The organism is Roseateles flavus (assembly GCF_039872765.1).
In the GTDB taxonomy this organism is placed as follows: Bacteria; Pseudomonadota; Gammaproteobacteria; order Burkholderiales; family Burkholderiaceae_C; genus Roseateles_B; species Roseateles_B flavus.
The window spans coordinates 220,489-246,025 of the sequence record NZ_JBDPZC010000007.1 but is presented as its reverse complement, the minus strand read 5'-3'; the positions used below and the strand labels follow the sequence as shown (position 1 = coordinate 246,025).

Annotated in this window: 20 protein-coding genes; 19 read left to right on the top strand and 1 reads right to left on the bottom strand. The window is 71.5% G+C overall.

The genetic code is table 11. From position 1 onward, the window contains the following. Window positions 1–56 precede the first annotated feature (56 nt). From ABDJ40_RS16180 to ABDJ40_RS16090, 19 genes are all read left to right on the top strand, one after another. Window positions 57–638, top strand: coding sequence for a Pvc16 family protein (locus ABDJ40_RS16180; protein WP_347611409.1), 582 nt, complete (start codon window positions 57–59; stop codon window positions 636–638). After that, complete coding sequence (locus ABDJ40_RS16175) at window positions 635–1,354, top strand: hypothetical protein (RefSeq protein ID WP_347611408.1); 720 nt, start codon at window positions 635–637, stop codon at window positions 1,352–1,354. The genes ABDJ40_RS16180 and ABDJ40_RS16175 overlap by 4 nt, the downstream gene beginning before the upstream one ends. A 9-nt stretch (window positions 1,355–1,363) precedes the next feature. Continuing rightward, window positions 1,364–2,977: a phage tail sheath family protein gene (locus tag ABDJ40_RS16170; protein WP_347611407.1), complete on the top strand. Its 1,614-nt coding sequence runs from the start codon at window positions 1,364–1,366 to the stop codon at window positions 2,975–2,977. Between the two features lie 77 nt (window positions 2,978–3,054). After that, window positions 3,055–3,513 carry a phage tail protein gene (locus ABDJ40_RS16165; RefSeq protein WP_269633486.1) on the top strand — a complete coding sequence of 153 codons (459 nt, stop codon included), beginning with the start codon at window positions 3,055–3,057 and terminating at the stop codon, window positions 3,511–3,513. A gap of 7 nt (window positions 3,514–3,520) precedes the next feature. Beyond that, window positions 3,521–4,036 carry a phage tail protein gene (locus ABDJ40_RS16160; RefSeq protein ID WP_347611406.1) on the top strand — a complete coding sequence of 172 codons (516 nt, stop codon included), beginning with the start codon at window positions 3,521–3,523 and terminating at the stop codon, window positions 4,034–4,036. Continuing rightward, window positions 4,033–4,236, top strand: coding sequence for a DUF5908 family protein (locus tag ABDJ40_RS16155; RefSeq protein WP_347611405.1), 204 nt, complete (start codon window positions 4,033–4,035; stop codon window positions 4,234–4,236). Before ABDJ40_RS16160 ends, ABDJ40_RS16155 begins: the two co-directional genes overlap by 4 nt. A gap of 2 nt (window positions 4,237–4,238) precedes the next feature. Next, the gene (locus ABDJ40_RS16150; RefSeq protein ID WP_347611404.1) at window positions 4,239–4,907 is read left to right on the top strand and encodes a CIS tube protein; all 669 of its coding nucleotides are present in this window, start codon (window positions 4,239–4,241) and stop codon (window positions 4,905–4,907) included. Window positions 4,908–4,911: 4 nt separating this feature from the next. Continuing rightward, entirely contained in the window at window positions 4,912–6,699 is a 1,788-nt protein-coding gene (gene vgrG, locus ABDJ40_RS16145; RefSeq protein ID WP_347611403.1) for a type VI secretion system tip protein VgrG, read from the top strand. 10 nt (window positions 6,700–6,709) lie between these two features. Next, complete coding sequence (locus ABDJ40_RS16140) at window positions 6,710–7,009, top strand: PAAR domain-containing protein (RefSeq protein WP_347611402.1); 300 nt, start codon at window positions 6,710–6,712, stop codon at window positions 7,007–7,009. A gap of 1 nt (window position 7,010) precedes the next feature. Next, complete coding sequence (locus tag ABDJ40_RS16135) at window positions 7,011–7,418, top strand: GPW/gp25 family protein (protein WP_347611401.1); 408 nt, start codon at window positions 7,011–7,013, stop codon at window positions 7,416–7,418. 15 nt (window positions 7,419–7,433) lie between these two features. Further along, on the top strand, window positions 7,434–11,384 hold the full coding sequence (locus tag ABDJ40_RS16130; RefSeq protein ID WP_347611400.1) for a hypothetical protein: 3,951 nt from the start codon (window positions 7,434–7,436) through the stop codon (window positions 11,382–11,384). Then, complete coding sequence (locus ABDJ40_RS16125; RefSeq protein WP_347611399.1) at window positions 11,381–12,172, top strand: hypothetical protein; 792 nt, start codon at window positions 11,381–11,383, stop codon at window positions 12,170–12,172. Before ABDJ40_RS16130 ends, ABDJ40_RS16125 begins: the two co-directional genes overlap by 4 nt. Further along, window positions 12,169–14,739 (top strand): hypothetical protein, encoded by a 2,571-nt coding sequence (locus ABDJ40_RS16120; protein ID WP_347611398.1) that lies wholly within the window; start codon window positions 12,169–12,171, stop codon window positions 14,737–14,739. The genes ABDJ40_RS16125 and ABDJ40_RS16120 overlap by 4 nt, the downstream gene beginning before the upstream one ends. Then, on the top strand, window positions 14,736–17,177 hold the full coding sequence (locus ABDJ40_RS16115; protein WP_347611397.1) for a contractile injection system tape measure protein: 2,442 nt from the start codon (window positions 14,736–14,738) through the stop codon (window positions 17,175–17,177). Before ABDJ40_RS16120 ends, ABDJ40_RS16115 begins: the two co-directional genes overlap by 4 nt. Further along, a complete protein-coding gene (locus ABDJ40_RS16110) occupies window positions 17,161–18,504 on the top strand; it encodes an ATP-binding protein (protein WP_347611396.1) in 1,344 nt (447 codons plus the stop codon). The genes ABDJ40_RS16115 and ABDJ40_RS16110 overlap by 17 nt, the downstream gene beginning before the upstream one ends. Next, the gene (locus tag ABDJ40_RS16105; RefSeq protein WP_347611395.1) at window positions 18,501–21,188 is read left to right on the top strand and encodes a putative Ig domain-containing protein; all 2,688 of its coding nucleotides are present in this window, start codon (window positions 18,501–18,503) and stop codon (window positions 21,186–21,188) included. Before ABDJ40_RS16110 ends, ABDJ40_RS16105 begins: the two co-directional genes overlap by 4 nt. Next, window positions 21,185–21,508, top strand: a complete 324-nt coding sequence (locus tag ABDJ40_RS16100; RefSeq protein ID WP_347611394.1) for a hypothetical protein — start codon at window positions 21,185–21,187, stop codon at window positions 21,506–21,508. Before ABDJ40_RS16105 ends, ABDJ40_RS16100 begins: the two co-directional genes overlap by 4 nt. A 60-nt stretch (window positions 21,509–21,568) precedes the next feature. Continuing rightward, entirely contained in the window at window positions 21,569–23,551 is a 1,983-nt protein-coding gene (locus ABDJ40_RS16095) for an eCIS core domain-containing protein (RefSeq protein ID WP_347611393.1), read from the top strand. A 32-nt stretch (window positions 23,552–23,583) separates the two neighbouring features. Then, window positions 23,584–23,997: a hypothetical protein gene (locus ABDJ40_RS16090; protein ID WP_347611392.1), complete on the top strand. Its 414-nt coding sequence runs from the start codon at window positions 23,584–23,586 to the stop codon at window positions 23,995–23,997. A 16-nt stretch (window positions 23,998–24,013) separates the two neighbouring features. On the opposite strand, the gene ABDJ40_RS16085 is transcribed toward ABDJ40_RS16090, so the two are convergent. Beyond that, complete coding sequence (locus ABDJ40_RS16085) at window positions 24,014–25,399, bottom strand: methyl-accepting chemotaxis protein (protein ID WP_347611391.1); 1,386 nt, start codon at window positions 25,397–25,399, stop codon at window positions 24,014–24,016. Window positions 25,400–25,537 lie beyond the last annotated feature (138 nt).

The following is a 25,537-nucleotide window of genomic DNA, read 5'->3' as shown; positions in this document are numbered from 1 at the left end:
CGATGGCCGGCGCAAGACCTGGCACCTAGTCTTGCGACCTGTCTCCGTGACACGCCATGATCGACGCCGCCCTGACCCAGATCACCAGCCAGCTGAACGTCCACCTGCGCCATCGCTTCCAGGTGAACGAGGACCTGGCCGTCCTGTCCAACCTGCTCGAGCAGAACGGCACCCTGGTGCCGCTGATCGCCAACAAGCTGGTGCTGTTCCTGGTCGGCGTGGAGCAGGACGCCTACGCGCACCGCGCCATCGGCATGGGGCTCAACGCCCAGGCCCAGCTGCGCGGCGCCGAGCCCGTCTTCCTGAACCTGCTGATGATGTGCGCCGCCAACTTCAGCGGCAGCAACTACCCGGAGGCGCTGAAGTTCCTGTCCGGGGCCATCCACTTCTTCCATGAGCGGCCCGTGCTGGACCACCAGAACACGCCCGCGCTGGACCCGCGCCTGGACAAGCTGGTGATCAACATCGAGAACCTCAGCAGCGCCGAGATGCACAGCCTCTGGGGCATCCACAGCGGCCGCTACCTGCCCTCGGTGCTGTACCGCATCCGCATGGTGAGCATTGCAGGCCAGCACATCCAGGGTCGCGAGACGCCCATTGCGCAGCTCGACCCGCGAGCGATCCGGGGGCTGTCATGACGGTGCGCCTGATGAGCTGGCAGCCCATCCTGGTGCTGCGCCTGCGCCACACCTACTTTTCCGACGGCCGCCCGCGACGGCTGCGCCTGCGGGCCAGCGCTGACACGCAGGCCTTCATCGCCCGCCATCAGCTGGTCGAGCGCTGCGACGGCAGCGAGCTGTGGCTGCACGTGCCCGCCGAGCGCCTGGCCCTGCTGTGGTCCGAGCGCCTGCAGTCGGACGGCAGCCCGCGCCAGCTGCGCTGGCAGCTGGAGGCCGCCGATCCCGACTACGCGCTCTACACCGACCGCCGCGCCCCGCGCGAGCTCAGCGTGCCCGTGCTGGCCGCGCCGTTGGCCGACGCGCCGACCGGGCAGCTGCCTGCAGCACCGGAGCTGTCCATCGAACTCAAGGCCCGGCTGTGCACCTGGAAGTACCTGCTGCTGGGCAACTGGGACGCCGCACAGCCCGCCCTGGAGATGGCGGGCCAGCCCGATGCCTTCCGCCGCGACGAGGACGAGCAGCTGCCCGATGGCCGCATGGCCTGGGTCTTCCGCTCGCGCCGCCGCTGGCCCCTGGGAGCCAAAGGCCCCCAGCACCTGGTGTTGAAGGACCTGGCAGGACGCCGCGAGCGCGTGCTGCAGGCCCGTCTGCCCCTGGCCGCCCCGCGCGGCCTGATCCTCGAGAAGCGCCATGGTCGCACGCGGCCAGTGAGCGAGATCTTTGTTCACCCCTAGGAGAGCCCTATGGCCGTTATGAAGACGCCAGGCGTTTACATCGTCGAGAAGAACGCCTTTCCCAACTCCGTGGTCGAAGTCGCGACCGCGGTCCCGGCCTTCGTGGGCCACACCGAGTTCGCGGACAACCGCAACAAGCCCCTGGCCCTGACGCCCTGGCGCATCAGCTCCATGGCCGAGTACCACCAGTTCTTCGGCGGCCCGCCCAAGCCCGTCTTCAAGCTGGAGGAGGCGGCGGACCAGCCCGACTTCATGGCCCAGACCGCGGCGGATGATCCTGCCAGCAAGAAGGGCTACCGCATGACCCAGCTGGACGGTCCGGACGGCGGCAGCTACAGCCTCTACCAGGCCCTGCGCCACTTCTACCAGAACGGCGGCGGGCCCTGCTACATCGTCTCGGTGGGCACCTACAAGCAGGAGCTGGATCCGGACCGCTTCAAGCTGGGCATCGACGAGCTGCTGAAGGAGCAGGAGCCCACCATGCTCCTGGTGCCCGAGGCCGTGAAGCTCAAGGAAGAGCAGTGCACGGACCTGCAGCAGGCCATGCTGCAGCATTGCGGCAACCGCATGCGCAACCGCATCGCCATCCTGGACGTCTACAACGGCTACAAGGCGCTGAACGACGACAACCCGGTGGGCAAGTTCCGCGACAACCTGGGCATCAACTTCCTGGACTTCGCCGCGGCCTACTACCCCTGGCTCAACACCACGGTGGTCGGCGAGAAGGACCTCAGCTTCGAGAACCTCTCGGCCGACAGCATCGACCTGCTCAAGACCCTGATCCGCGCCGAGCTGCGCATCCCGACGCCTCTGCCCGACGGCGTCAGCGCCCAGACCCGCGCGCTCAACGATGCCATCGACGAGCTCAACGGCGACTTCGCCAAGATGGTCACCGACGAGGCCGCCAAGCGCCCCAATGCCAAGCCGCTGACGCCCGATGAGCTCAGCGCCGGCATCCTGGCCCGCAAGGCCCTGCTCAACAAGACCCTGAGCCGCCACAGCTCGGTCTTCAACACGGTGCTGACCGAGTCCCGCCGCCACCTCAACGTCATGCCGCCCAGCAGCGCCATGGCCGGTGTCTACACCATGGTGGACAACACCCGCGGCGTCTGGAAGGCCCCGGCCAACGTGAGCCTGGCCGGCGTGATCTCGCCCTGCGTGAGCATCTCGGCCGAGCAGCAGGAGGACCTCAACGTCACCGCGCAGGGCAAGTCCATCAACGCCATCCGCAGCTTCATCGGCGAGGGCGTGCTGGTCTGGGGCGCCCGCACCCTGGACGGCAACAGCCTGGACTGGCGCTACATCAACGTGCGCCGCACCATGATCATGCTGGAGGAGTCCTGCCGTCTGGCGGCCAAGGCCCTGGTCTTCGAGCCCAATGTGGCCAATACCTGGGTGACCATCAAGAGCATGATCAGCAACTTCCTCACGAGCGTGTGGAAGCGCGGCGGCCTGATGGGCGCCGTGCCCGAGGACGCCTTCAGCGTCCATGTGGGCCTGGGCGAAACCATGACGCCCGACGACGTGCTGGAAGGCATCCTGCGCGTCACCGTGCTGGTGGCCATGGTGCGCCCCGCCGAGTTCATCGAGATCACCTTCCAGCAGCAGATGCCCAAGTCCTGACCGGACGGCATTCGACTGGCCGCAGGGCGGTGCGCTAGCCCCCCTGCCCCCAAGGCAACAAGCAATGGAGCAAAGAAATGGCTGATGACGGTTCCAAGCAATCCACCAATGTGTGGCCCTTGCCCAAGTTCTATTTCCAGGTGAAGTGGGATTCCGCTGTGCTGTCCTTCGAGGAGATCTCGGGGCTGGACGTGGAGGCCCAGCCCATCGAGTACCGGCATGGCGACAGCCCCGTCTTCTCGGCGATCAAGATGCCGGGCCTCAAGAAGTACGGCAACGTGACCATGAAGAAGGGCGTGTTCAAGTCGGACAACAAGTTCTGGGAGTGGTTCAACCAGATCAAGATGAACACCATCAAGCGCGTGCCGGTCACGATCAGCCTGCTGGACGAGGAAGGCAAGCCCACCATGGTGTGGACGCTGACCAATGCCTGGCCCAGCAAGATCACGGGCACGGACCTCAAGTCCGAGGGCAACGAGGTGGCCGTCGAGACGATCGAGATCGTCCACGAGGGCCTCACCATCGCCAACGCCTGAGGACACCATGCCCGTGGCACTTCCCGCCTGGATGCAGGGCTCGCCGAACTTCATGGCCGACGCTCCGCCGGCCGAGATGCCGGCGGCCTTCGCCTTCCGGGTGGGATTCTCCCGTTCAGGCAGCAGCGCCAGCCCGGTCCTGACCTCCTTCCAGGAAGTCTCCGGGCTGGAGCACAGCCTGGAGACGGAGGACGTGACCGACGGCGGCGAGAACCGCTTCGTGCTGCAGCTGCCCAAGCAGGCCCGGGCGCGGCGGCTGCTGCTCAAGCGCGGCCTGGTCGACCGCGGCTCGCCCTTCGTGCGCTGGTGCAAGGACAGCCTGGAGCCCGGCCTCTCCATTCCCCTGGTCCTCAATGACGTGCAGGTGCAGCTGATGGACGCCGAGCTGAATCCGCTGATGGTCTGGACCTGCAGCAAGGCCTACCCGATTCGCTGGACCATCAACGCCTTCGAGTCGCAACGCAACGAGGTGGCCATCGAGGAAATCGAGCTGGCCTACCAGAGCCTGGTGACCCCGTCATGAGCCTGGAAGTCCGTCAACTGGTGCTGAAGGCCACGGTGGCCGACGAGGACGACGACATCGAGGGATCCGGCGACAGCCAGGCCCGCGCGCGCGGCGACGCCGAGGCCAGCGCCCTGGATGCCGAGCTGCTCAAGCAGGAGATCCTGGCGGCCTGCCGCCAGTGGTTCCAGGACGCCCTGCGCCAGCAACGCGAGCGCTGACCATGAGCAAGCAGCCCCTCACCATCACCCAGCTGGTGCCCAACAGCGATCCGCCCACGCCGGATACCGGCAAGCGCTTCAAGGTCCAGATCAACCCGGCCGAGTTCACCCATTCGCGTGAGATCCGCTACAACAAGCGCCGCACGCAGGGGCAGAACCGCAACCGCATGCGCTTCAGCGCCGTGGAGCCCGACTCCATCAGCTTCAGCCTGGTGCTGGACGGCACCGGCGCCGTGGGCGGCGAGGGCCCGGTGGTGGAGGTGGTGACCCAGCTCGAGCAGCTGTGCCGCATCGTCTACAACTACGACAGCAGCGCGCACGAGCCCAACCATGTGCAGGTGGCCTGGGGCACGCTGATCTTCAACGGCCGGCTGCAGTCCTTCAGCACGCAGTACACCCTCTTCAAGCCCAGCGGCGCGCCGCTGCGCGCGCACTGCGAGATGAGCTTCATGGGCTTCGCCAGCAACTCGCAGGCCAATCTGGAGGCCAACCGCTCCTCGCCCGACCTGAGCCACAGCGTGCTGGTCGTGGACGGCGACACCCTGCCCCTGCTGTGCCTGCGCATCTATGGCGACGCCCGCTACTACCCCGAGGTGGCGGCTTTCAACGGCCTGCGCGAGTTCCGCCGCCTGCCCGCCGGCCTGCGCCTGCATTTCCCTCCGCTGAGCTGACACCATGCCGCAGTCCCCTGCCCTCAACAGCGACGGCCCGGTGCGGGTCACCGTGAGCTGCGACGGCGCGCCGCAGGCGGTGCTGCCCCTCATCTCGCTGACGGTGCGCCATGCGCTCAACAGCGTGTCCTGGGCCCGCCTGGTGATCCAGGACGGCGACATGCCCCAGGGCATCGCCCCGCTCAGCGAGGGCAATCTCTTCAAGCCCGGCGCGCTGATCAGCATCAGCGCCGGCTATGGCGACGAGGAGCAGCCCATCTTCAGCGGCCTGCTCGTGCGCCACGGCTTCCGCATCTTCGGCGAGAACGACAGCCGCCTCGAGCTGGAATGCCGCCATGCCGCCTGCAAGATGACCCTGGGCCGGCGCAGCGCGCACTACGTCGACCAGACCGACAGCGCCATCATCCAGAGTCTGATCTCGGCCCACGGCCTCGGCGCCGAGGTGGACGCCACCTCGGCCCAGCACAAGATGCTGGCCCAGCACTACTGCAGCGACTGGGACTTCATGCTGGCCCGCGCCGAGCTGATGGGCCTGGTGCTGCAGTGCGAGGACGGCAAGCTGGTCGTCAAGGCGCCCGCGCTCAGCGCCGCTCCGACGCTTCAGGTGACCTGGGGCGCCGACCTCATCGACTTCAGCGCCGACATCGACGCCCGCAGCCAGTGGACCGCCGTGCAGGCCTCCAGCTGGAGCCTGGAGAGCCAGGCCCTGCTGCAAGGCAGCAGCGAGAGCCCGGGTGCGGACGCCGGCCAGGGCAACCTGGACGGCAGCGCCCTGGCCGGCGTGGCCTCGCCCGCCACCGTCGCCCTGCAGAGCTGCGCCCCGCAGACCAAGGACGTGCTGGACGCCTGGGCCAAGTCCACCCAGCTCAAGGCCGCGCTCGCCCGCCACCGCGGCCAGCTGAGCTTCCAGGGCAATGCGCTGGCAAGACCTGGCACCGTGCTGGAGCTCAAGGGCGTGAGCGCGCGCTTCAACGGCAACTGCTACCTCAGCGCCGTCCAGCACGAGATCAGCGACGGCAACTGGATCAGCCACGCCGAGTTCGGCATGCCGCCTGACTGGCAGATGCAGCGCCCCGACATCAAGGCCCCCGCCAACGCCGGCCTGCTGCCGGGCGTGCGCGGCCTGCACATCGGCAAGGTCGTCAAGCTCGACGCCGACCCGGAGGGCCAGCAGCGCATCCAGATCTCCCTGCCGGCCCTGATGGCCGACACCCCCACCATCTGGGCCCGCCTGGCCCAGTTCCATGCCTCCAACGGCTTCGGCAGCTTCTTCCTGCCCGAAGTGGACGACGAGGTCATCGTCGGCTTCTTCAACGACGACCCCACCCACCCCGTGGTGCTGGGCAGCCTCTACTCCAGCAGCCGCATGCCGCCCTACGAGCTGGCCGCCGAGAACAACACCAAGGCCGTGGTCACCCGCTACAAGCACCGGCTGATCTTCGACGAGGAGAAGAAGTCCATCACCATCGAGACCGCCTCGAAGAACACGCTGATCCTGGACGACGAAGGCAAGCAGTGCGTGCTGAAGGACCAGAACGGCAACAGCATCACCCTGGACCAGAACGGCATCACCCTGGACAGCATCAAGGACATCAAGATGACGGCCCAGGCCAACATCCAGGGCGACGCCACCGCCAAGATCAGCTGGAGCGCCACGGCCGACTACAGCGCCAAGGGGCTCAACGTCAGCGCCGAGGCCCAGATCGGCTTCACCGCCAAGGGCGCCGCCAGCGCCGAACTCTCCGCGTCCGGCCAGACCACCGTCAAGGGTGCGCTGGTCATGATCAATTGAGAGGCCCGCCATGCCCCCTGCAGCCCGCCTCACCGACCTCCACACCTGCCCCATGCAGACGCCCGGGCTGCCGCCCATCCCGCACGTGGGCGGCCCCATCGTCGGGCCGGGCGTGCCCACCGTGCTGATCGGCATGATCCCGGCCGCCGTGGTCGGGGACAACGCCGTCTGCGTGGGCCCGCCCGACACCATCGTGATGGGCTCGACCACCGTGATGATCGGCAAGAAGCCGGCCGCACGCATCGGCGATCCCACGGCGCACGGCGGCAGCATCGTGCTCGGCCTGCCCACTGTCCTGATTGGTGGATGACATGAGCATTCTTGGCCGAGGCTGGAGCTTCCCCCCGCGCTTCGATGCGGACCAGCGCCTGGTGCTGTGCGAGGACGTGCCGGACATCGAGGAGAGCCTGCGCATCCTCTTCGGCACGCGCCGCGGCGAGCGGGTCATGCAGCATGCCTACGGAACGCTGCTGCACCAGTTCGTCTTCGAGCAGGCCACGCCGCAGACGCTCAACGAGCTGTGCAGCATGCTGCGCCTGGCCATCATGTACTTCGAGCCGCGCATCGAGGTCGAGGCGCTGGAGGCGCGCGTCTCGCCCGAGGACTGGGCTCGCATCGAGATCGACCTGTCCTACCGCGTGCGCACCACCAACACCCGGCACAACATGGTCTACCCGCTCTACCTGGACCAGGCCAGCCACCCGGTCCAGGCCGGCTGAGCAGGAAGGCACCGCATGTACACCGGCTCGCAACAGGACACCCGCCTCAGCCCCGCGCTGCTGCCCGGCCATTTCCGCCCGGACGAGCTGAGCCTGGCCCAGCGCCTGCGCCAGCTGCTGCAGTGGTCGCGACAGCTGGACTTCATCACCCTGCGCGGCCTGCCTGGCGGGCGCTGGTCCGACCTGCTGGAACAGGACCTGAGCCTGCTGCTGGCCGAGCTCTCGGCCCTGCCGGTGGCCCAGTGGCAGGCCCAGGCCCTGCAGCTGGACACCCTCGCCCCCGCCCAGCAGCGCCGCCAGTGCCTGGCCCTGGCCCAGGCACTCAACCGCTGGCACAGCCGCCTGCTGGCCTGCCTGGACGAACCCGGCGTGCCGGCGGACGACCCGCTGCATGCCGTCGCCCGCTTGCTGCAGGACCGCCTGGCAGGCGTGCTGGCCCCGCAGCTGCGCGGCCTGCTGACGCCGGAGGAGGCCGCGCGCGCCTGGCATCCGCACTGGGGCCTTCAGGCGAGCGGCACGGACACCCCCACGCGCCCCGCCGGCCTGCGCGAGCACCGGCTGCTGTGGCTGTCGATGTGCCGCGTGCTGGCCGGCCTGCAGGTCGCCGCCCAGAAGGCCCTGCCCGGCAGCCTGCGCACGCAGTGGCACGAGCCTTCCATCGGCCTGCTGCTGGCCCAGACCCAGCTGCTGCAGCTCAGCCGCGAGCCGCTGGACCGCTTCAACGAACGCCTGACGCACTACTACTACGCCCATCGCCTGGGCCTGGGCCGCGAGCCCGAGGTGCCGGCCCTGGTGCATCTGCTGCTGGAACGCCAGCCCCATGCCCGGCGCCCGGTGCAGCTGCCCGCCGGCACCCGCTTCGTCGCGAGCCAGGACGGCGTCAGCCGCAGCGTGGAGTCCCTGCACGAGCTGTGGCTGAGCCCGCTGCGGGTGAGCCATCTGCTGAGCCTCTACCAGCCCCGCGATCCCGACATCTCGCCCGAGCGCGACTACGGCTACGCCACCGGCACGCTGGCCTGGCAAGGCGAGACGCCGGCCGCCGACAGCCTGGCGGACGTCGACCCCAAGGCCCGCCCGCCGCTGGGCGGTGGCAGCGACAGCCGGCCGGCGCGCCAGGGCCTGGCCCTGGCCAGCCCGCTGCTGCAGCTGCGCGAGGGCCAGCGCCGCATCCAGCTGCACCTGCACCTGCGCGTGCCGGAAGGCTTTGCCGACGGCGGCCCGCCGCCCTCGGTGGCGGCCTGCCAGTACCTGGTTCAGCGCGAGCGCCAGGAGGGCTGGCAGCCACCGGGCGAGGCGCCGGATCAGGCGCACTGGCGCCTGCTGCTGCAGCGCCTGACGGACGAGGCCCCCGGCCTGCAGGGCGCCCCCTGGCTGCAGTACCTGCTGGCCCGCTGCCTGCATGCGCAGAGCCCGGAGACGCTGACGCCCTGGCTGGGCCGGCTCTTCGCCGTCTGGCTCTGCGCCACCACGGCCGATCTGCCCATGGACGCCCTGGGCCTGCTGCGCGGCCATGCCGCGCAGGTGCTGGCGGACTACGTGCCCGAGCCCGGCCAGCAGGTCGACGTGGACGACCCGCTGTCCCTGCTCTACTCGGAGCGCCCGCTGGAACGCTCCCTGGTCTTCGACCGGGTGTTCCGCGGCGCCTGGTCCGCGGCCCTCAGCGGCGCCGAGGGCTGGATGGCCGTGGACGAGGTCTTCGCCATTCACGGGTCCCTGGCCCACAGCGCGCCGGGCGCCCGGCCGGCAGAGCCAGCCGGCACGGCGCAGCCGCCGGCCGCGGGCTTCCTGCTGTGCCTGCTGCTGGGCTCGGAGCAAGCGGCCGTCAGCGCCGCGCGGCCCGCGGTGCACGGCGAGGGCTGGCCCGCCCTGCCCGTGCTGCAACTGCAGCTGCAGAGCCGCTCGCGCCTCTTCGCCAGCAGCCTGCTGCAGCAGCTGCCCCTGGAGGCCCTGCAGCTGGAGGTCCAGGTGCAGGGGCTGCGGGCCCTGGAGCTGCACAACCAGCTGGGCCGCCTGGATCCCAGCAAGCCCTTCATGCCCTTCGGGCCCCTGCCAGAGCCCGGCTCCTACCTGATGTTCAGCCACCCGGAGCTGGTCCAGAAGCCGCTGCAATCCCTGCAGCTGCACCTGCACTGGCAGGGCCTGCCGCGCCGCGCCTGGGACGAGCACTACGCCGGCTACCCCGATGCGCCCTGGAACAGCCAGGCACTGCGCGTGCAGGCCTCGGTGCTGGCGGATGGCCGGTGGCGCGAGGTGGGCGGGGACGGCGACATCGAGGGCGGGCAGGGCCCGACGGACAGCCAGGGCCTGCGCCTGTTCCCCGCCGCGCCCCGCAACAAGCCCCTGGCGGACCAGACCCTGGACTTCGACGGCACGCCCCTGCTGCGCCTGCACCGGCCCGCCACCGGCCCGGTGCGCGACTACAGCCTGCTGACCCGCCACGGCTATTTCCGCCTGACCCTCGCGGGCACGCCCCATGCATTCGGCCATGCCGACTACCCGCGCCTGCTCACCAGCACCCTGACCCTCAACAGCAAGCTCAAGCAGCCCGCGCCCCTGCCGCAAGCGCCCTGGACCCCCACCCTGGCCGCTGTCGAGGCGGACTACGTCGCCAGGCAGCGCATCCCCGCCCGCAGCGGCGAGCCCCTGGCGGACGGCACCGAGCTGCGCTACCTCTGGCCCTTCGGCAGCCAGGCCCTGCATGCCCTGCCCCAGTCCGACCCGCGCCCCGTGCTGCCCCACTGGCCGGCCATGGGCCAGCTGATGATCGGCCTGCAGGGCGAGCAGCCGCAGGGCACGCTGAGCCTGCTGTTCAAGCTGCGCTCCGAATCGGCGCGCGAGCCCCTGGGCCGCCCGCTGCCGCGCCTGCGCTGGCAGGCCTGGTGCGGCGACGACTGGGTCGAGCTCGAAGCCCATCGCGTGCTGATGGACGGCACCGAGGGCCTGCTGCGCAGCGGCGTGGTCCTGCTGGATCTGCCCGCGGGCATGAGCAGCGGCTGCCCCAGCCTGCCGGCCGGTCCCTTCTGGCTGCGCCTGCTGGGCGACGGGCGCCTGCCCCTGCTGGCGGGTCTCCAGGGGGTGTGGACCAATGGCGTGCTGACCCGCCTGCAGGGGCCGGCCCTGCCGCAGCCGCTGGCGCCGCTGTCGGTGCGCGCGGCCCAGGAGGCGGTGCCAGGTCTTGCCGCCGTGCGCCAGCCCTGGCCCTCCTTCGCCGAACGCGCGGCCGAATCGCAGCCCGAGTGGATCACCCGTATCGCCGAGCGCCTGCGGCACCGCGGCCGGGCCGCCATGCCCTGGGATTACGAGCGCCTCGTGCTGCAGCAGTTCCCCGAGGTGCAGCGCGTGAAGTGCATCCCCCGCAGCGACCCGCGCGGCGACGGCCGCCTGACCGTGGTCGTCGTGCCCGCCCTGCCGGCCGGCGTCGCCCCCGACGGGGCCGAGGCGCCCAAGCTGGACGCCGCCACCCTGGCCCGCATCCAGCGCTGGCTGCAGTCCCGCATGCCGCCGGGCCAGCCCCTGCTGGTGCGCAATGCCACCTACGAACGCCTGCAGGTGCGCTGCAGCCTGCGCCTCAAGCCCGGCGAGCCCGCCGGCGAGCGCCTGCGCCAGATCACCGACGCCCTGCGCGGCTTCCTCTCCCCCTGGCGCGAAGGCGGCCCCACCATGCACTTCGACTGGCAGCTGCAGGTCGACGAAGTCGAGGCCTTCCTGCGCGCCCAGCCCGGCGTGGGGCAGATCGGCCAGGCCTCGCTGCTGCACATCATCCGTGACGACGAGGGCCACTACACCCTGCGCGACACCGCCACCGGCCATCGCCTGCTCAGGCCCGCCAGGCCCTGGAGCCTGGCCTTGCCCACGCGGGGTCATCTCCTTGAACTCAGCGAACACCCCAGCCCCCGCGCGCCCGTCAGCGGGATCGCCAAGCTCACCCTGGGTGGCAGCTTCATCATCGGGCAGGACTCTCCATGACGTGCAGAAACCGCGAAACGCTGAAGAACTACTTCCGCGAGGGTCAGCTGCCCACGCAGGAGCATTTCGCCGATCTCATCGACTCCATGCTCAACATGGCCGACGAGGGCTTCCGCAAGACCGTCGCCAACGGCGAGGAGATCTATGCGCCCGTGGGCCACGACGCGCTGATCAGCTTCTACCGCGACCAGATGCCCGAGCAGGCCCTGTGGCGGGCCGCCCTGCACGCCCAGCGCAACCAGCTGCTGTTCCAGAGCCCCGGCCAGGGCACGGACCCCCTGCTGAGCCTGGACCTGCGCCAGCGCGTGGGCATCGGCACGGCCGATCCCGCCGACCGCCTGGACGTCCAGGGCCATGTGGCAGCCCACGGCCGCCGCGGCAACCTGCCCCTGCCCGGGCCGGTGCTGGCCGATGGCAGCTGGCAAGACCTGACCCCCGAGCTGCAGGGCTGCCAGGGCTTCGAGCTGGTGGCCGGCGCCGGACAGCCCGGCAGCGGTCACTTCAGCCTCATGCACGCCATCGCGCTGAGCACCTACAACCCCGGCCGTGGCCTGCTGGGCTGGCTGCAGCGCCAGCGCGGCATCCGCACCACCCAGTCCTGGTGGGGCCGCCGCTGCGACCGCCTGCAGCTGCGCTGGCACGGTAGCGAAGGCCGCAAGGCCAGCTACAAGCTGCAGATCCGCACCGCCTGCAATTTCGGGGACGACCTGCGCATCCAGGTCCACCTCAGCCAGCTCTGGTTCGATCCCCACATGCAGGGCGGCCAACCCCGCGGAGCCCAGCCATGAACGCCCCCCTGCCCACCGGCATCGCCCGCCACCGCGGCGACAGCCCCGACCCGCTGGGCTTCGACGCCCTGCGCGCCCTGGGGGTGGACCGCGCGCAGCAGGCCTCGGGCCGGCTCTGGACGGACTACAACCTGCACGACCCCGGCGTGAGCCTGCTGGAGGCGCTCTGCTACGCGATCACCGAGGACGTCTTCGCCGCGCGCCAGCCCGTGCCCACGCTGCTGGGCCTGCAGCCGCAGGACGACGACGCGGCCTGGGAACGCTTCGGCCTCTCGCACCGCGAACGCCAGGAGCCCTGCCGCCCCCTCAGCGAACGCGACTGGCAGCTGTGGCTGCGCCAGCAGCTGCCGCAGGCCCGCCAGCTGCAGATCCGCGCCCAGCAAGACCCGGCCGGCCGCTTCCAGGGCCTGTGGACCCTGAGCCTGCAGGACCGCGGCGACGCCGACCCCGACCAGCCCGGCCTGCTCCAGCAGGCGCTGAAGGCCTTCTGGAGCCGGCGCAACCTGGCCGAGGACCTGGCGCATCCGCCGCAGGCCCTGCAGCCGCGCTGGATCGTGCTGCGCCAGCTGCGCATCGCCGTCACCGGCGAGCGGGAGCTGCCCGAGCTGCTGGGCGAGCTGCTGCAGCGCTGCGACGACTGCATCTCCAGCCGCATCCCCGACAGCCCCGAGCAGGACCTGCTGCAGCCCGAGGGCGAGTTCAGCGACGGCCCCCTCGGCCGGGCCGCCCACGAGGAGGAGCTGCAGTGGCTGGAGTCCCGCCATCCCGTGCTGCACCCGGCCGACCTGGCCCGCCAGCTGGGCGGCCTGCACGGCCTCGAGAGCGTCGAGGACCTGCGCCTGGACCTGCCGCCCGAGGACCAGGCCCTGGCCGATGCCACCCTGCTGCCCCACGGCGGGCTGCAGCGCTGGGGCATGGACTGGGCCCTACGCCTGCGCTGGCCCGAGCGAGCCGCCGACCTGGAAGGCTGGACCGTGCTCAAGGACGGCGCCGCCATGCGCCTGGAGCTGGGGCCGCTGCTGGCGGAGCTGCAGGAATGGCGCCGCGTGATGTACATGCGCCGTGCCGGCAGCGGCGGCTCGGCGGTGTCCCGGGCCCATCTGCAGACCTGGCAGGGCTTTCCGGCCGAGGAGGACCTGCCACCCCTGCCCGCGCGGCGCGAGGATCACCTGCCGGCCACCGCCGTGCTGCCCGCTCTCTACGAGCAGGCCCTGCAGACCGCCCGGGACGAGGTGCCCGGCCTGCGCGCGCAATGGACCGGCTACCGGGCGCTGCTGGAGCAGGGCCTGCTGCAGGTCCAGGTGCAGCGCGAACAGATGCCGCACCTCTATGCCCTGGATCAGCCGGACACCCGCAGCTACTGGCCCGGGCTGCCTGGCGAAGCCCAGCTGCCTGGCATCGAGGCCCTGCTGCAGACACCGCCGAGCCAGCTGCCCCCGGGCGGCTGGATCGACGACGACCCCCTGGAGCGGCGCCACCGCCTGCTGGACTATCAGCTGGCCCTGCACGGCGAGGTGCTGGACCACGGCCTGCTGCAGGGCCTGCCCTGCTACTTCGCGCCCGCGGCCTGGAGCCTGCACCTGCTGCGGCTCAAGCGCAGCTTCGCGCAACGGCTGCCACGGCTCACGCAGGAGCGCCATGCCGCGCCCGACTACAGCCGGGCCCTGCTGGACCAGGCGGACAACACCCCGCCGCTGCAGGAGCGCCTGTCCCTGCAGCTGGGCATGCTGAGCGGCCACAGCCGGCTGCTGGGCCGCACGCTGGCGGCCCTGGAGGCGCAGCACAGCGCCAGCAGCCCCCGCATGGCGCTGGGCGAGGATCAGATCGGCCGCCTGCAGCCCGTGCTGGATTCGCAGTCCCGCGCACGGCCGCTGGAGGGACCGACCCTGGAGCAGCGGCTGCAGCAGCTGGGCCCGCTGCTGCGCCGCATCGGCGCTGACACCGACTGCCTGCTGGCCGCCCTCGCGCCGCAGCGCTTCGTCGTGGATGCCGAGGCGGGCGAATCCGGCCCCCTGCTGCTGCTGGACGACAGCGGCCGTGCCGCCTGGCGCCTGGCCGCGGTGCCCACCCGCGAGCAGGCCCGCAACCTGGCCCATGCCCTGCACGAGCTGGCCTGCCTGGTCCAGCTGCAGGGCGAGGGCCTGCACCTGGTCGAGCCCCTGCTGCTGCGCCCCTGCACGGACGGCCGCAGCGCCGCCTGCCCGCTGCCCGAGGGGGGCGTGCAGCTCTACCTGGTCTGCAGCGGCTGGACGGCGCGCGGCCGCGACGAGCGCTTCCGCGAGCTGACCCAGGCCCTGCTGCGCCGCGAGGCCCCGGCCCATCTGCGCTGCAGCGTGCTGTGGCTGGACGCCGATGCCCTGCGCGAGTTCGAAGCCCGCTGGCAGCACTGGCTGGACCTGCGGCGCCGCTACTGCCAGGCCCTGCTCGGCGGCCAGGCCGCGCCCAGCCTCTGCCAGACCCTGGACCAGGCCGCCGAGCAGTTGCGCCAGTGCCTGGAGACGGCGCAGAAGTCAGGCCGGAACGCCGCCGACGAGCCGCCGCCTCAGCACCCACGGGCCCGGCCATGAACACGCACGTGATCGAGACCCTGCGCCTGGAGCTGCGCCACCCGAGCGGCCGTGCCGCCACGCACAGCCACGCCCTGCACGAGCGCCTGATGCGCTTCCTGCGCGGCGATGGCCAGCGCCACATGGAGCAGCTGTTCGACCGGCTGGCACCCCGCCTGCGTCAACCCGCCCTGGACAGCCTGGTGCTGGACCTGGGCCGCCTGCATGCCGCCCAGGACGAGCAGGAATGGGGCCTGCGCCTGCAGCGGGCCCTGGAAGAGGCCCTGCTGCCCTGGACACGGCCGGCCGAGGCCCCCGGTGCCGTCTCCGGCGGCCAGGCCCTGCAGCACTTCCTGACCTATCTGGAACGAGGCCACCTGCCCTGGCAGCTGACGAGCACGCCTCAGGGTTCGCTGTCGCGCTGGCTGGCCTGGCTGGTCCGGCAGCAGGGGCCGCAGCTGTGGCGGGCCCTGGAGCGCCACCGCGCCGGCCCCCTCCTCCTGCAGCGCCTGCGCCTGATCAGCCCCCACGAGGGCCTGCAGGCCCTGCTGGCCCAGCGTGACCCGGACCTGGGCCGCCAGCTGGAGGCGCTCGACGAAGGCGCCCTGCTGCCCCTGCAGGCCAGCGGCCGGCTCAGCGCCTACGAGCGCCAGCGCCTGCAGCAGGTGCTGCGGGCCCAGGCCCTGGACCTGCTCTGGGACGCCCGCGGCCGGCCCCTGGGCGAGGCCCGGCGCCAGCGCCTGCTGCAGGCCCTGCAGGCCGAACTGGGCCGCTCGCTCGGCTCGGGCTGGCAGGAGCGACTGCTGCCCCTGGCCCCCGCCTCGGGCGAGCCCGGCCTGCTGCAGGCACTGCTGGCCGCACAGCCCGATGCCCACCCAGGGCAAGACCTGACCCCCGGCGCCCCGGCTGGCGCCAGCCCGGGCCGCGTCTGGGAGGCCAGCCTGCAGCGCCTGCGCCCCCTGCTCGATGGCGGGCGCCGCCTGAGCCAGGCCCGGCAGGTCCGCCTGCTGGAGCAGCTGCGGATGCTGTCCGGCCAGCACGCGCAGGCCCTGGGCCAGCGCCTGCGGCTGTGGATGCAGGACGCCCCGGCGCGCCGCCGCTGGGCCCTGGCCCTGGACGCCGCCAGCTTCGGTGGCCTGCTGGGCTGCCTGGAGAGCGGCCACTCGCGCGGGCCCGAGGCCCTGGCGCTGCCTCAGGCTGCGCCGGCCCTGCACTGGGCCGAGTCCCTGCGCCAGACCGCCCTGCGCCTGCAGCGACACGCCCGGCCGGGGCTGCGGCCGGGCCTGTCGCGCCTGCAGGGCCTGCTGATGGAGGCCTGCCTGGATGCCCTCGCCCGCGGCGAGCGCCTGCCGGACAGCCACGCCGGCTGGCAGCGCTTCTGGGAAGCCGCCTGGCGGCGCTGGGAACGGCCCGAGGACCTGGCCCGGCCGCGGCTTGCCGAGACCGCGCCGGCCGCCCCGCCGGCGTCGACGAAGGAGCCCTGGCTGCCGCCCGCGCCGCCCCGGCCCGAGCGCTCCGCCGCGCAGGACGGCCCGCCCAGCGCCACCCTGGACCGCGCGCTGCAGGGCCTCGCCCGCCAGTGCGAGCAGGGACGCTGGCACTGGCCGCAGCGCCTGCGCCTGGCGCGCCTGCTCAGCACCGAGCAGGCCTGCGCGCGCTGGGTCCGCCTGTTCGACGAGTCCCGGCGCTGGCAGATGATCCGCGCCCAGTTCGGGGCCGCAACCCAGGGCCTGCAGCAGCGGGCCGGGCGCCTGCTGCGCTGGCTGGGCCAGGCCATGCAGGAGCCCGCCGCCGCGCTGGCCGAGCACTGGCGCCGCCTGTGCCGCGTCTTGTTCCTGGAGGGCCGCCCGCCCGAGGCCGGTCCCCTGCGCGAGGCCTACCAGCAGTCCAGGCCGCCCGCTACCGAGCCGGCCGCGGCGCCTGCGCCCGTGTCCGGGCGCGAGCCCATCTGGGTGGACGACGCCGGCCAGGTCCTGCTTGCGGCTTATGCCGAGCGCCTGTTCAAGCACCTGGACCTGCTGGACCAGGGCCGCTTCCGCGACGAGACCGCGCGCGCCGTGGCCGTGCAGTGCCTGCAGGAGCTGTGCCATGGCGCCCAGCCGCGCGAGGAATGCCACAGCGTGCTGTCCCGCCTGCTGTGCGGCGCCGGCACGGCGACGGTGCTGCCCGCGGTGCCGCCCCTGCCGGCCGAGACCCTGGCCGTGCTTGAGCAGATGCTGCAGGCCGTCATCGCGCACTGGAAGGCGCTGGGTCGCACCTCGGTGGCCGGCCTGCGCGAGACCTTTCTGCAGCGCCAGGGCCGCCTGGCGCCGGAGAAGCCGCGATCGGACGCCCCGCCAGCCTGGCGCCTGCGGGTGGAGAAGCGCGGCCTGGACGTGCTGCTGGACCGCCTGCCCTGGGGCTTCTCGACGATCCGTCTGCCGTGGATGGAAGGAGTGCTGCATGTGGAATGGCGTTGAGACCCCGCACAGCCTGGCCCTGCAGCAGGAGCTGGACTGGCTGGACCGGGTGCTGACCCTGCGCCTGGAGCAGCACTTCCAGCAGCGGGACGAAGGCCTGGAGGCGGCCGATCCGCCCCCCGCGCCGCCCGCTGGCAGCGAGCTGGGCCGCTGGGTGGACGAGATGCGCCTGGGCCCCGAGGAGCGCCTGCTGCTGGCCCTGGGCCTGGTGCCCCACCTGCGCCCCGCAGCCCTGGACCTGCTCTTCATGCGCAACGAGAACCTGGAGCGCGGCTTCACCGAGTTCGGCGGCATCAAGGCGCAGGCGCATGGCGGCTTCCTGCCCACGGGCGAGACGGCGGCCTTCCTGATCGCCGGCGAGTCCCTGCCCCGACGCGTGGCCTTGCTGGAGCTCTTCGATCCGCGCCACCCGCTGGTGCAGCGCGGCTTCCTGCAGCTGGACCTGCCGCCGGCAGGCGAGCCCCGGCTCAGCGGCACGCTGCAGCTCAGCAGCGAGGCCCTGCAGCTGCTCAGCAGCGGCCAGGCGGATCGCCCGGACTACAGCCTGCAGTTCCCCGCCAAGCGCATCGAGTCGCCCCTGGACTGGAGCGACCTGGTGCTGCCGCCCGATGTGCTGGACGAGGTCGAGCAGATCTGCGCCTGGATGCAGCAGGGTCAGGTCTTGATGCAGGACTGGGGCCTGGCCCGCGCGCTCAAGCCCGGCTACCGTGCCCTCTTCCACGGCCCGCCCGGCACGGGCAAGACGCTGACGGCCACGCTGATCGGCCAGCGCACCGGGGCGGACGTCTACCGCATCGACCTCTCCATGGTGGTCTCCAAGTACATCGGCGAGACGGAGAAGAACCTGGCCCGTGTCTTCGACCAGGCCGCCACGCGGCGCTGGATCCTGTTCTTCGACGAGGCGGACGCGCTGTTCGGCAAGCGCGGCGCCGTCAGCAATGCCAACGACCACCACGCCAACCAGGAGATCGCCTACCTCCTGCAGCGCGTGGAGGACTTCCCGGGCGTCGTCATCCTGGCCAGCAATCTGCGCAGCAACCTGGACGAGGCCTTCTCTCGCCGCTTTCAATCGATGATCTATTTCCCCATGCCCGATGCCGATGCCCGCCTGCGCCTGTGGCAGGGCATGCTGGCCGCGCAACACCTGGCCCCCGAGGTGGACCTGATCGGCCTGGCGCAGCGCTACGAGCTGGCCGGCGGGGCCATCGCCAACGTGATCCGCCATGCCGCGCTCAGTGCGCTGCGCGACGGCCGCCAGCAGATCCGCCTGCTGGAGCTGCGCACCGGCCTGGCCAAGGAACTGCGCAAGGAAGGGAGGACCCTATGAGCCGCCATGCGCCTGAAGGACGCCGGCTGCCGGCCCTGCTGCGGCGCAGTGCCGGCCTGGCCTCGCTGCTGGCCCTGGCCCTGCTGCCCGCCGGCCTGGCCGTCTGGAGTGACGGGGCGGGCGCTGGCCCGGCACAGGCTCAGGCCCTGACACCCGCCAGCGCGCCGGCGCCAGCCCGCTCGGCACCGGCACCAGCAGCGGCGCCCGCCTCCGCGGCGGCACCGCCCGCCGAGACCCGGCCTGTGACGCCGGCACCGTCGGTCTCCAGCATCCAGCTGCCCGGCGCGGCCCAGTGCAGCGCCGCGCCGCGCCCCGCCTGCGTGGACCCCGACCCGCTGAGCATGGAGCGCCGACCCGACTACCTCCCCAACGGTACGGTGGGCGTGCGCTACCAGCGCGAGGTGCGCGCCGTCGGTGGCAAGCCGCCCTATGTCTTCAGCCTGGCCGAGGGCAGCCTGCCCGACGGCCTGAGCCTGGACCCCACCGGCCCGCTGGGCGGCGTGCCCACCAAGGCCGGGCTCTTCCGCTTCCGGCTCAGCGTGGAGGACGGCGCGGGCCGCCTGGCCGGGCAGGCCTATGTGCTGCGCATCCTGCCGGTGCGCAAGCCCGAGCCCGCCGCCTCGGCGGCCAGCAGCCCCACGCCGCCGCTGAGCCAGATCGACCGCCGCGAGCTGGGCAAGACCCCGAACCGCGCAAGCACCGCCATCGTCTACCAGCTCCAGCCCGCCCAGCTGGATGCCCTGGCCACCCTTATCAAGCCTGCCGCGGGGGCCGATGCGGGCACTGCGGCCGGCACCGAGGGCGCGCCCGCCTCCGAGCCCGCGGCCAGCCTCCCCGCGGCAGACCCCGGCGCCCCCACGCTGCCACCGCCCGCCGGCCTGGCCTGGACCGAGGACCAGAACAAGCAGCTGCCCCTGTGGCTGGAGCCGGTGATGGGCATCGAGTACCCCAGCCGCGCCCTGTTCCTGGCCGCCATCGATGCCCTGGCCTGCGCCCAGGTGCGCCAGCTGGTGACGGCCGAGGCGCAGCGCCTGAAGCGCCCGGCACCCGACAGCCGGCAGCTGGCCGAGACCTGCGCGAAGGCCCTCAATCCGCCCCGCGAGGACGCCACCCAGGCCGCCGCTGGCAAGGCAGGCACGGCCAAGACCGGCGCGCGCCGCCCGCAGCCAGTGGCGAGCGCGGCGAGCGCGGCAAGTGCGGCGGCGAGCGCAGCACCCGGCGCCGCTGCCAGCGCCCTGCCCGCGGCCGCCGAGCAGCTCTCCCTGCGCGAGCTGCCGAGCTGGCTGCTGCCCCCCGCGCTGCGCGAATGGCTGGCGGATGCCGCCGCGCGCGAACGGGTGCTGTGGGCCGGATCGCCGCAGTGGTCTGCCACGCCGGACTGCCACTGCACCAACGCACGGGCGCGCCAGCTGATCTACGCCATCGCCCCGAACTGGCTGAGCCCCGAGCCGCCGCAGCCCATGGACTTCAGCCTGATTCACCGCATCACGCCCTTTGCGCTGCCCCTGGATCAAGACCTGACCCTCCCCTCGCTGGCCGCCGACCAGGTCGACTACATCGACACCGCCCGCCGCTACGACACCCGCATCGACTTTGGCATCTACCGCCGCGACTGGCGCTTCCTGGCCACCGAGCCGGCCCAGGCGCGCGAGGCCCTGCTGGCCCGCCTCAGCACCCAGGTGCCGCGCCATGCACGGGACCTGCTGGACACGCCGCTGAAGGGCTGGAAGGCCAGGGCCCGGTCCTGGCTGCCCGGCTTTGCCGAGGTGCAGTACGCGGGCGATGGGTTGACGGTCTACTTCGACCAGCTGCCCGACCGCAGCAAGGACCCCGTGCTGGCCGATCGCTTCGCGGCCTTCTACCCGCGCTTCATCCGCGGCCTGGGCGAGGCCCTGGGCGAGAACCCGGAGCGGCGCTACGCGATCAATCTGATGCTCAGCGACCGGATGCTGGCCGAGGCCGGACCCTTCGCGGTGGACAAGCTCTTCGAGCTGCTCAAGGCCGTCGAGAAGCCGGAGATGCTCAATGGCCGCATCGTCGAGACCAACAGCGACTACAAGCGCAACAGCAATGTGCAGCTGCGTTTCCTGGTCCTGCTGTCGGAGCCCAGCACGGACAGCAAGAAGCAGCTGCGCAGCACCATCGAGGCCAGCCCCGCGCTCAAGGGCGGGGACCGCCGCATCTTCCTGCGCAGCGTCGTGCCCCTGCTCGTGCTGCCGCAGCTGGACACCCAGCAATACCAGGACGACCTGGTCTATGTGCAGGACAACTTCGACGGCATCGGCTTCTGGCCCTCGCCCCTGGTCGACAGCCTGATGAAGAACGAGCAGCGCGAGATGCTGCGTCGGGTCTTCGTCGGCGATCCGGGCCTGGGCATCAGCGAGGCCATCTGCGGCTTCGTCTGCCCCAACCGCTGGCTGCTGCGCCTGCTCTTCGACCTGCTGATCCTGGCCGGCCTGCTGACGTGGGTGGCCTTCCAGTGGAACTGCGAATGGCGCGCCCGCTACGGCCGCCTGGCCCTGCTGGCAGGCATTCCGCCGGTGGTCCTGGGCGCGGCCCTGCTGGAGTGCGACCCGGCGTTGGCCGGCATACGCAACAGCAATGCGCAGCTGCTGGCCCTCATTGCGATTCCCGTGGTTGCAGCGCTGATGGCGCTGCTCAAGAGAAAGGTCGAGAAGCCATGAAGTCGAACGAGAGAACCCAGGCGCCGGTGGCGCCCGTTCAGCGCCAGGCAGCCGCCCATGCGGGCGCGAACGGGGCGTCCGACTCGCCGCGTCAGCAGGCGCAGGGCGCGCAGATCGCGCAGCTGAACCCCCGCAAGGCCAAGGGCCACTCGCTGGGGGCTTCGCATTCCAAGACCGGCCCCAACGGCAAGACCACCTCGCACAAGCCGGGCAAGGGCCGCACGGAGAACCCGCGCATCAGCGCCGCGAAGAACAACAAGCGCCGGCGCCAGATGGAGGCCAACGTGGGCAACTCCATCGCCAAGGGGCAGGGCAAATGAGGCAGCGGCCCATCGCCTCCCACCTGCCGGCTCGCAGCGCCCATTGAGGGGGTCCTGACCATGCCATCCACGCTCACCCATGCCCCGCAGCCCGCGAGCGCCGAGTCCACGCGCAGCGCGGCTTCGGCCTCTCAAGAAAGCACCAGCCGGGGCGACGCCGGCAGTGCCTCCCAGTGGCAGGAGAGCCCACGCCAGCTGCAGCAGGGCGCCCGCCTGGCGCAGCTCCGGTCGGCATCGGCGGCCGAGCCCCCGGCGCGCGGCGGCTTGCCAGAGGGACTGCAAAGAGGCATCGAAACGCTGTCGGGCATGGACATGTCGGGGGTGCGCGTGCACCGCAACTCCGCCAAGCCCGCGGCCTTGCAGGCCCACGCCTATGCGCAAGGGCAGGACATCCACCTCGGGCCGGGCCAGGAGAAGCATCTGCCGCACGAGGCCTGGCACGTGGTGCAGCAGGCGCAGGGGCGGGTGAAGCCCACGCGGCAGATGAAGCGCGGCGTGGCCGTCAATGACGATGCCGGGCTGGAGCGCGAGGCGGATGTGATGGGCGCGCGCGCGCTCGGCATGGGAGCCCGACAGCCCGCACCGGCACAGCGCCAGACGGCGGAGTCCCGTCCGCTCGTGACGGCTGCTGGCACCCTGCTGGGGGTCGCCCAGTGCGTCGGGGACAAGGTGGCCTTCAAGGCCGGCGACGTCAGCGCGCAGACCCAGGAAATCCAGGACCTCGCCACCGGCGTGGCCGGCATCTACGCGAACTACAAGGCAGGAAAGAAGGCCCAGCGCAACCAGCTGGACCTCAACTTCACCCAGCAGACCAGCGATCTGGAGCTGCGGCAGACCTATCTCATCAAGGCCATCGAGATGAGCTTCTTCCAGGACCAGGGGCAGCACTTCGTCCACAACTTCTCCGCGGAGAAGATCAAGGCCGAGGGCGACAAGCGAGACACCTTCCTCGTCGACCATCCCTTGCCCGACGCAAAGAAGTACGGACTGCTCGCCCAGGGCCGCACTCTCGCCCAGACCGTCTACCCCCTGGTCCAGACTGACCTGCAGGAGCGCGCTGACGAAAACAAGAAGATCGACATCAAGGCGCTCAACACCATCCTCTACCGGTACTCGAGCAGCTACGGTCGCCATGCCATCGCCGACCCCATCGTGCAGGGCTACGAGAAGGGCTACAAGGCCTCCGGCGTCGACTACTCGGAGCTGGTCAGGCTGTGGACCGAGTATGCGCAGGCCCAGCAGTTCCAGCTCACGGCTGTCATGAATGACGACATCGCCCAGGTCGACGTGGTCAGGGAGGGCGAGGCGGAGGCCGTGCCCATCCGCATCGCGACGGTGTACTTCAACGACCAGCGATTCGAACGCGCCCCGCTGCTTGACCAGACCCTCAACCCCCTCACACCGCAGGAGGAAGTGCGGGAGGTGTACAAGCACCGGGAGTCCGGCCAGGAGTACGTGCAGGACGCGCAGGACATCTTCGTGAAGCGCCATGTCAGCCGAGCGCTGAACAAGTACGACAACCCGGACGGCGCACGCGGCGTGCAGATCGACGCGGACCCGCGCAAGAAGACCGGCAGCGACGACACCTGGGCCCAGATCGCCACGCAGATCCCGGGCAGGTCCCCCGAGGAGCGGGACACCGAGATCCGCAACCACCAGCGCGCCAAGGAAGCCCAGGGCGGCAGTCCCTTCGTGTCCTTCACCACGACATCCCACCCAATCTTCGGCTCCAGTGCGAAACTGTTCGAGTCGGACCGCGGTGTGGCCACGGTCGACCTGGCGCGAATCTCCAAGTCCCGCGTTTTCGACACGCACACGGATGCCGCCATGGAGCGCATTCATGAGGTCGAGGATCCGGACCCCACATTGCCCTACGCCGAAGGGGACGATGCATACGAGCGCAACAGCGCCGCTCGCGACGCCATGCGAACCCGGGAGCTGGTAGTGGCGGGTGACATTCCGCTGGATGCCATCACCGCCGTGCGAGACAAGAACGGCGCCTACGCCAGAAGCGCGCTCGACCAGCGCTTCCACCGCCCCTGAACCTTCGCGTGACACCGTCCTGGAGCCCGATCATGGAACTGCTTCCCGTCCGAGACCTCATCGCCGCCGTCGAGCAGACCGTGAGCGACAGCGCACTGCGTTGGGTCCTGTTCTCCAATGGCACCTTCGTGATCCTCGATCCCGCCTTGCCGGCGGAGGCTCTGGAGGACCGGGCGCGGGAGGTCCTCGCCCTTCATGGCCCGGTTCATCCAGGCAGCGGCTCGGCGGACTTCTCCGTCGCGCCCCTGGCCCGGGTTGCGGGCTGGGCGGTCAGCAGCCAGGGGCCCGGCCTGTTCACGTACGTGCATCCAGCCGAGCTCGGCAGCGGGCCAGTGACGGAGCTCGCGGTAGGTCTGCTGGGCCGCGACAAGCGCGCGCTCGACGCACGGGATCCCTGCGTCCTGCATGTCCATGCGCCGCAGCAGGGCGAGCCGCCGACCGCCTAGCCGGCATCAGGCATCATCACCCCACCCTGAACACCCCCACCTGCCTCACCAGCTCGTCCGCCTGCCCCTGCAGGCTGCTGGCCGCGGCGGCCATCTGCTCGACCAGGGCCGCGTTCTGCTGCGTAGCCTGGTCCATGTGGTGCACGGCCTCGCCCACCTGGGTGACGCCATTGGCCTGCTCGCCGCTGGCGGCGGAGATCTCGGCCACGATGTCGCTGACGCGCTGGATCGCGCCCACCACCTCGCCCATGGTGCCGCCGGCCTGGTCGACAAGGGCCGTGCCCTTCTCCACGCGCTCCATGCTGGCGCCGATGAGGCCCTTGATCTCGCGGGCGGCCTCGGCGCTGCGCTGGGCCAGGTTGCGCACCTCGCCCGCCACCACCGCGAAGCCGCGACCCTGCTCGCCGGCGCGGGCCGCCTCCACCGCGGCGTTCAGGGCGAGGATGTTGGTCTGGAAGGCGATGCCGTCGATCACGCCGATGATGTCCCCGATCTTGCGCGAAGCCTCGTGAATGCCGCGCATGGTGTCCACCACCTGGCCCACCACGACGCCGCCGTCACGCGCGACGTCGGAGGCCTGCTGGGCCAGCTGCTTGGCCTGATGGGCGTTGTCGGCGTTGTGCCGCACGGTGGAGCCCAGCTCCTCCATGCTGGACGCGGTCTGCTCCAGCGAGGCGGCCTGCTGCTCGGTGCGAGCCGAGAGGTCATGGTTGCCCGAGGCGATCTCCTTGGAGGCATTGGCCACGGACTCCGCCCCGCCGCGCACCTGCCCGACCAGGGTGGCGAGCTTGGCCTGCATGCGCTCCAGGGCGTCCAGCAGCGCGCCCACCTCGTCCTGCGCGTGGGCGCCCACGGCGCCGGTGAGGTCGCCGTCCGCGATGCGTTCGGCCAGGGCCGAGGCCTTCTGCAACGGCGTGACGAGGGCCGCCAGCAGCCGCAAGGCCACGATCACGCCCGCCACCAGGCCCAGGGCCAGCACGCTCCAGTTGAGCGTCACCGCACGATTGAGGGCGGCCTGGAGCTGGCCGCTGTCGGCGATCTGCAGCTTCACGAGCCCGCCCGCCAGCTGCCCCACCGCCGCCTGGTGCCCCTCCGGGCCGGCGGCCAAGGAGGACAGGGCGGCGTCCAGCAGCTGCCGCTCCTCGCGGGCCTCGACCAGGCCCTTGAGCTTGCCCACCGGCTCCGCGTCCAGCGCCGGCAGCGCGGACTTGGTCGCCACCGCCAGCTTCACCTGCGTCTCCCAGGCCTGGGCCAGGGAGAGGCGGAAGGCGCGGGAGTCCAGCCGGCTGTTGTAGAACTGGATCTGGCCCAGCTGGTACTGCCCCACCAGGGCGACCAGGGCCAGCAGGGCCAGCATCACGCCGAACCCCAGCGTCAGTCGCTTCTTGAGCGTCCACTGCATCATGTGCTCCTGCCCCGTCCCAAGCCGGGGGCGGCAGCCAGACTATCAAGTCCGGCAGCAGGCGCAAGACGTCGCGCAGACCCTCGTTGCCGGGCCGCCTCAGACGCGGCGCTGGCCCGCATCTTTTCGGGTGATTTC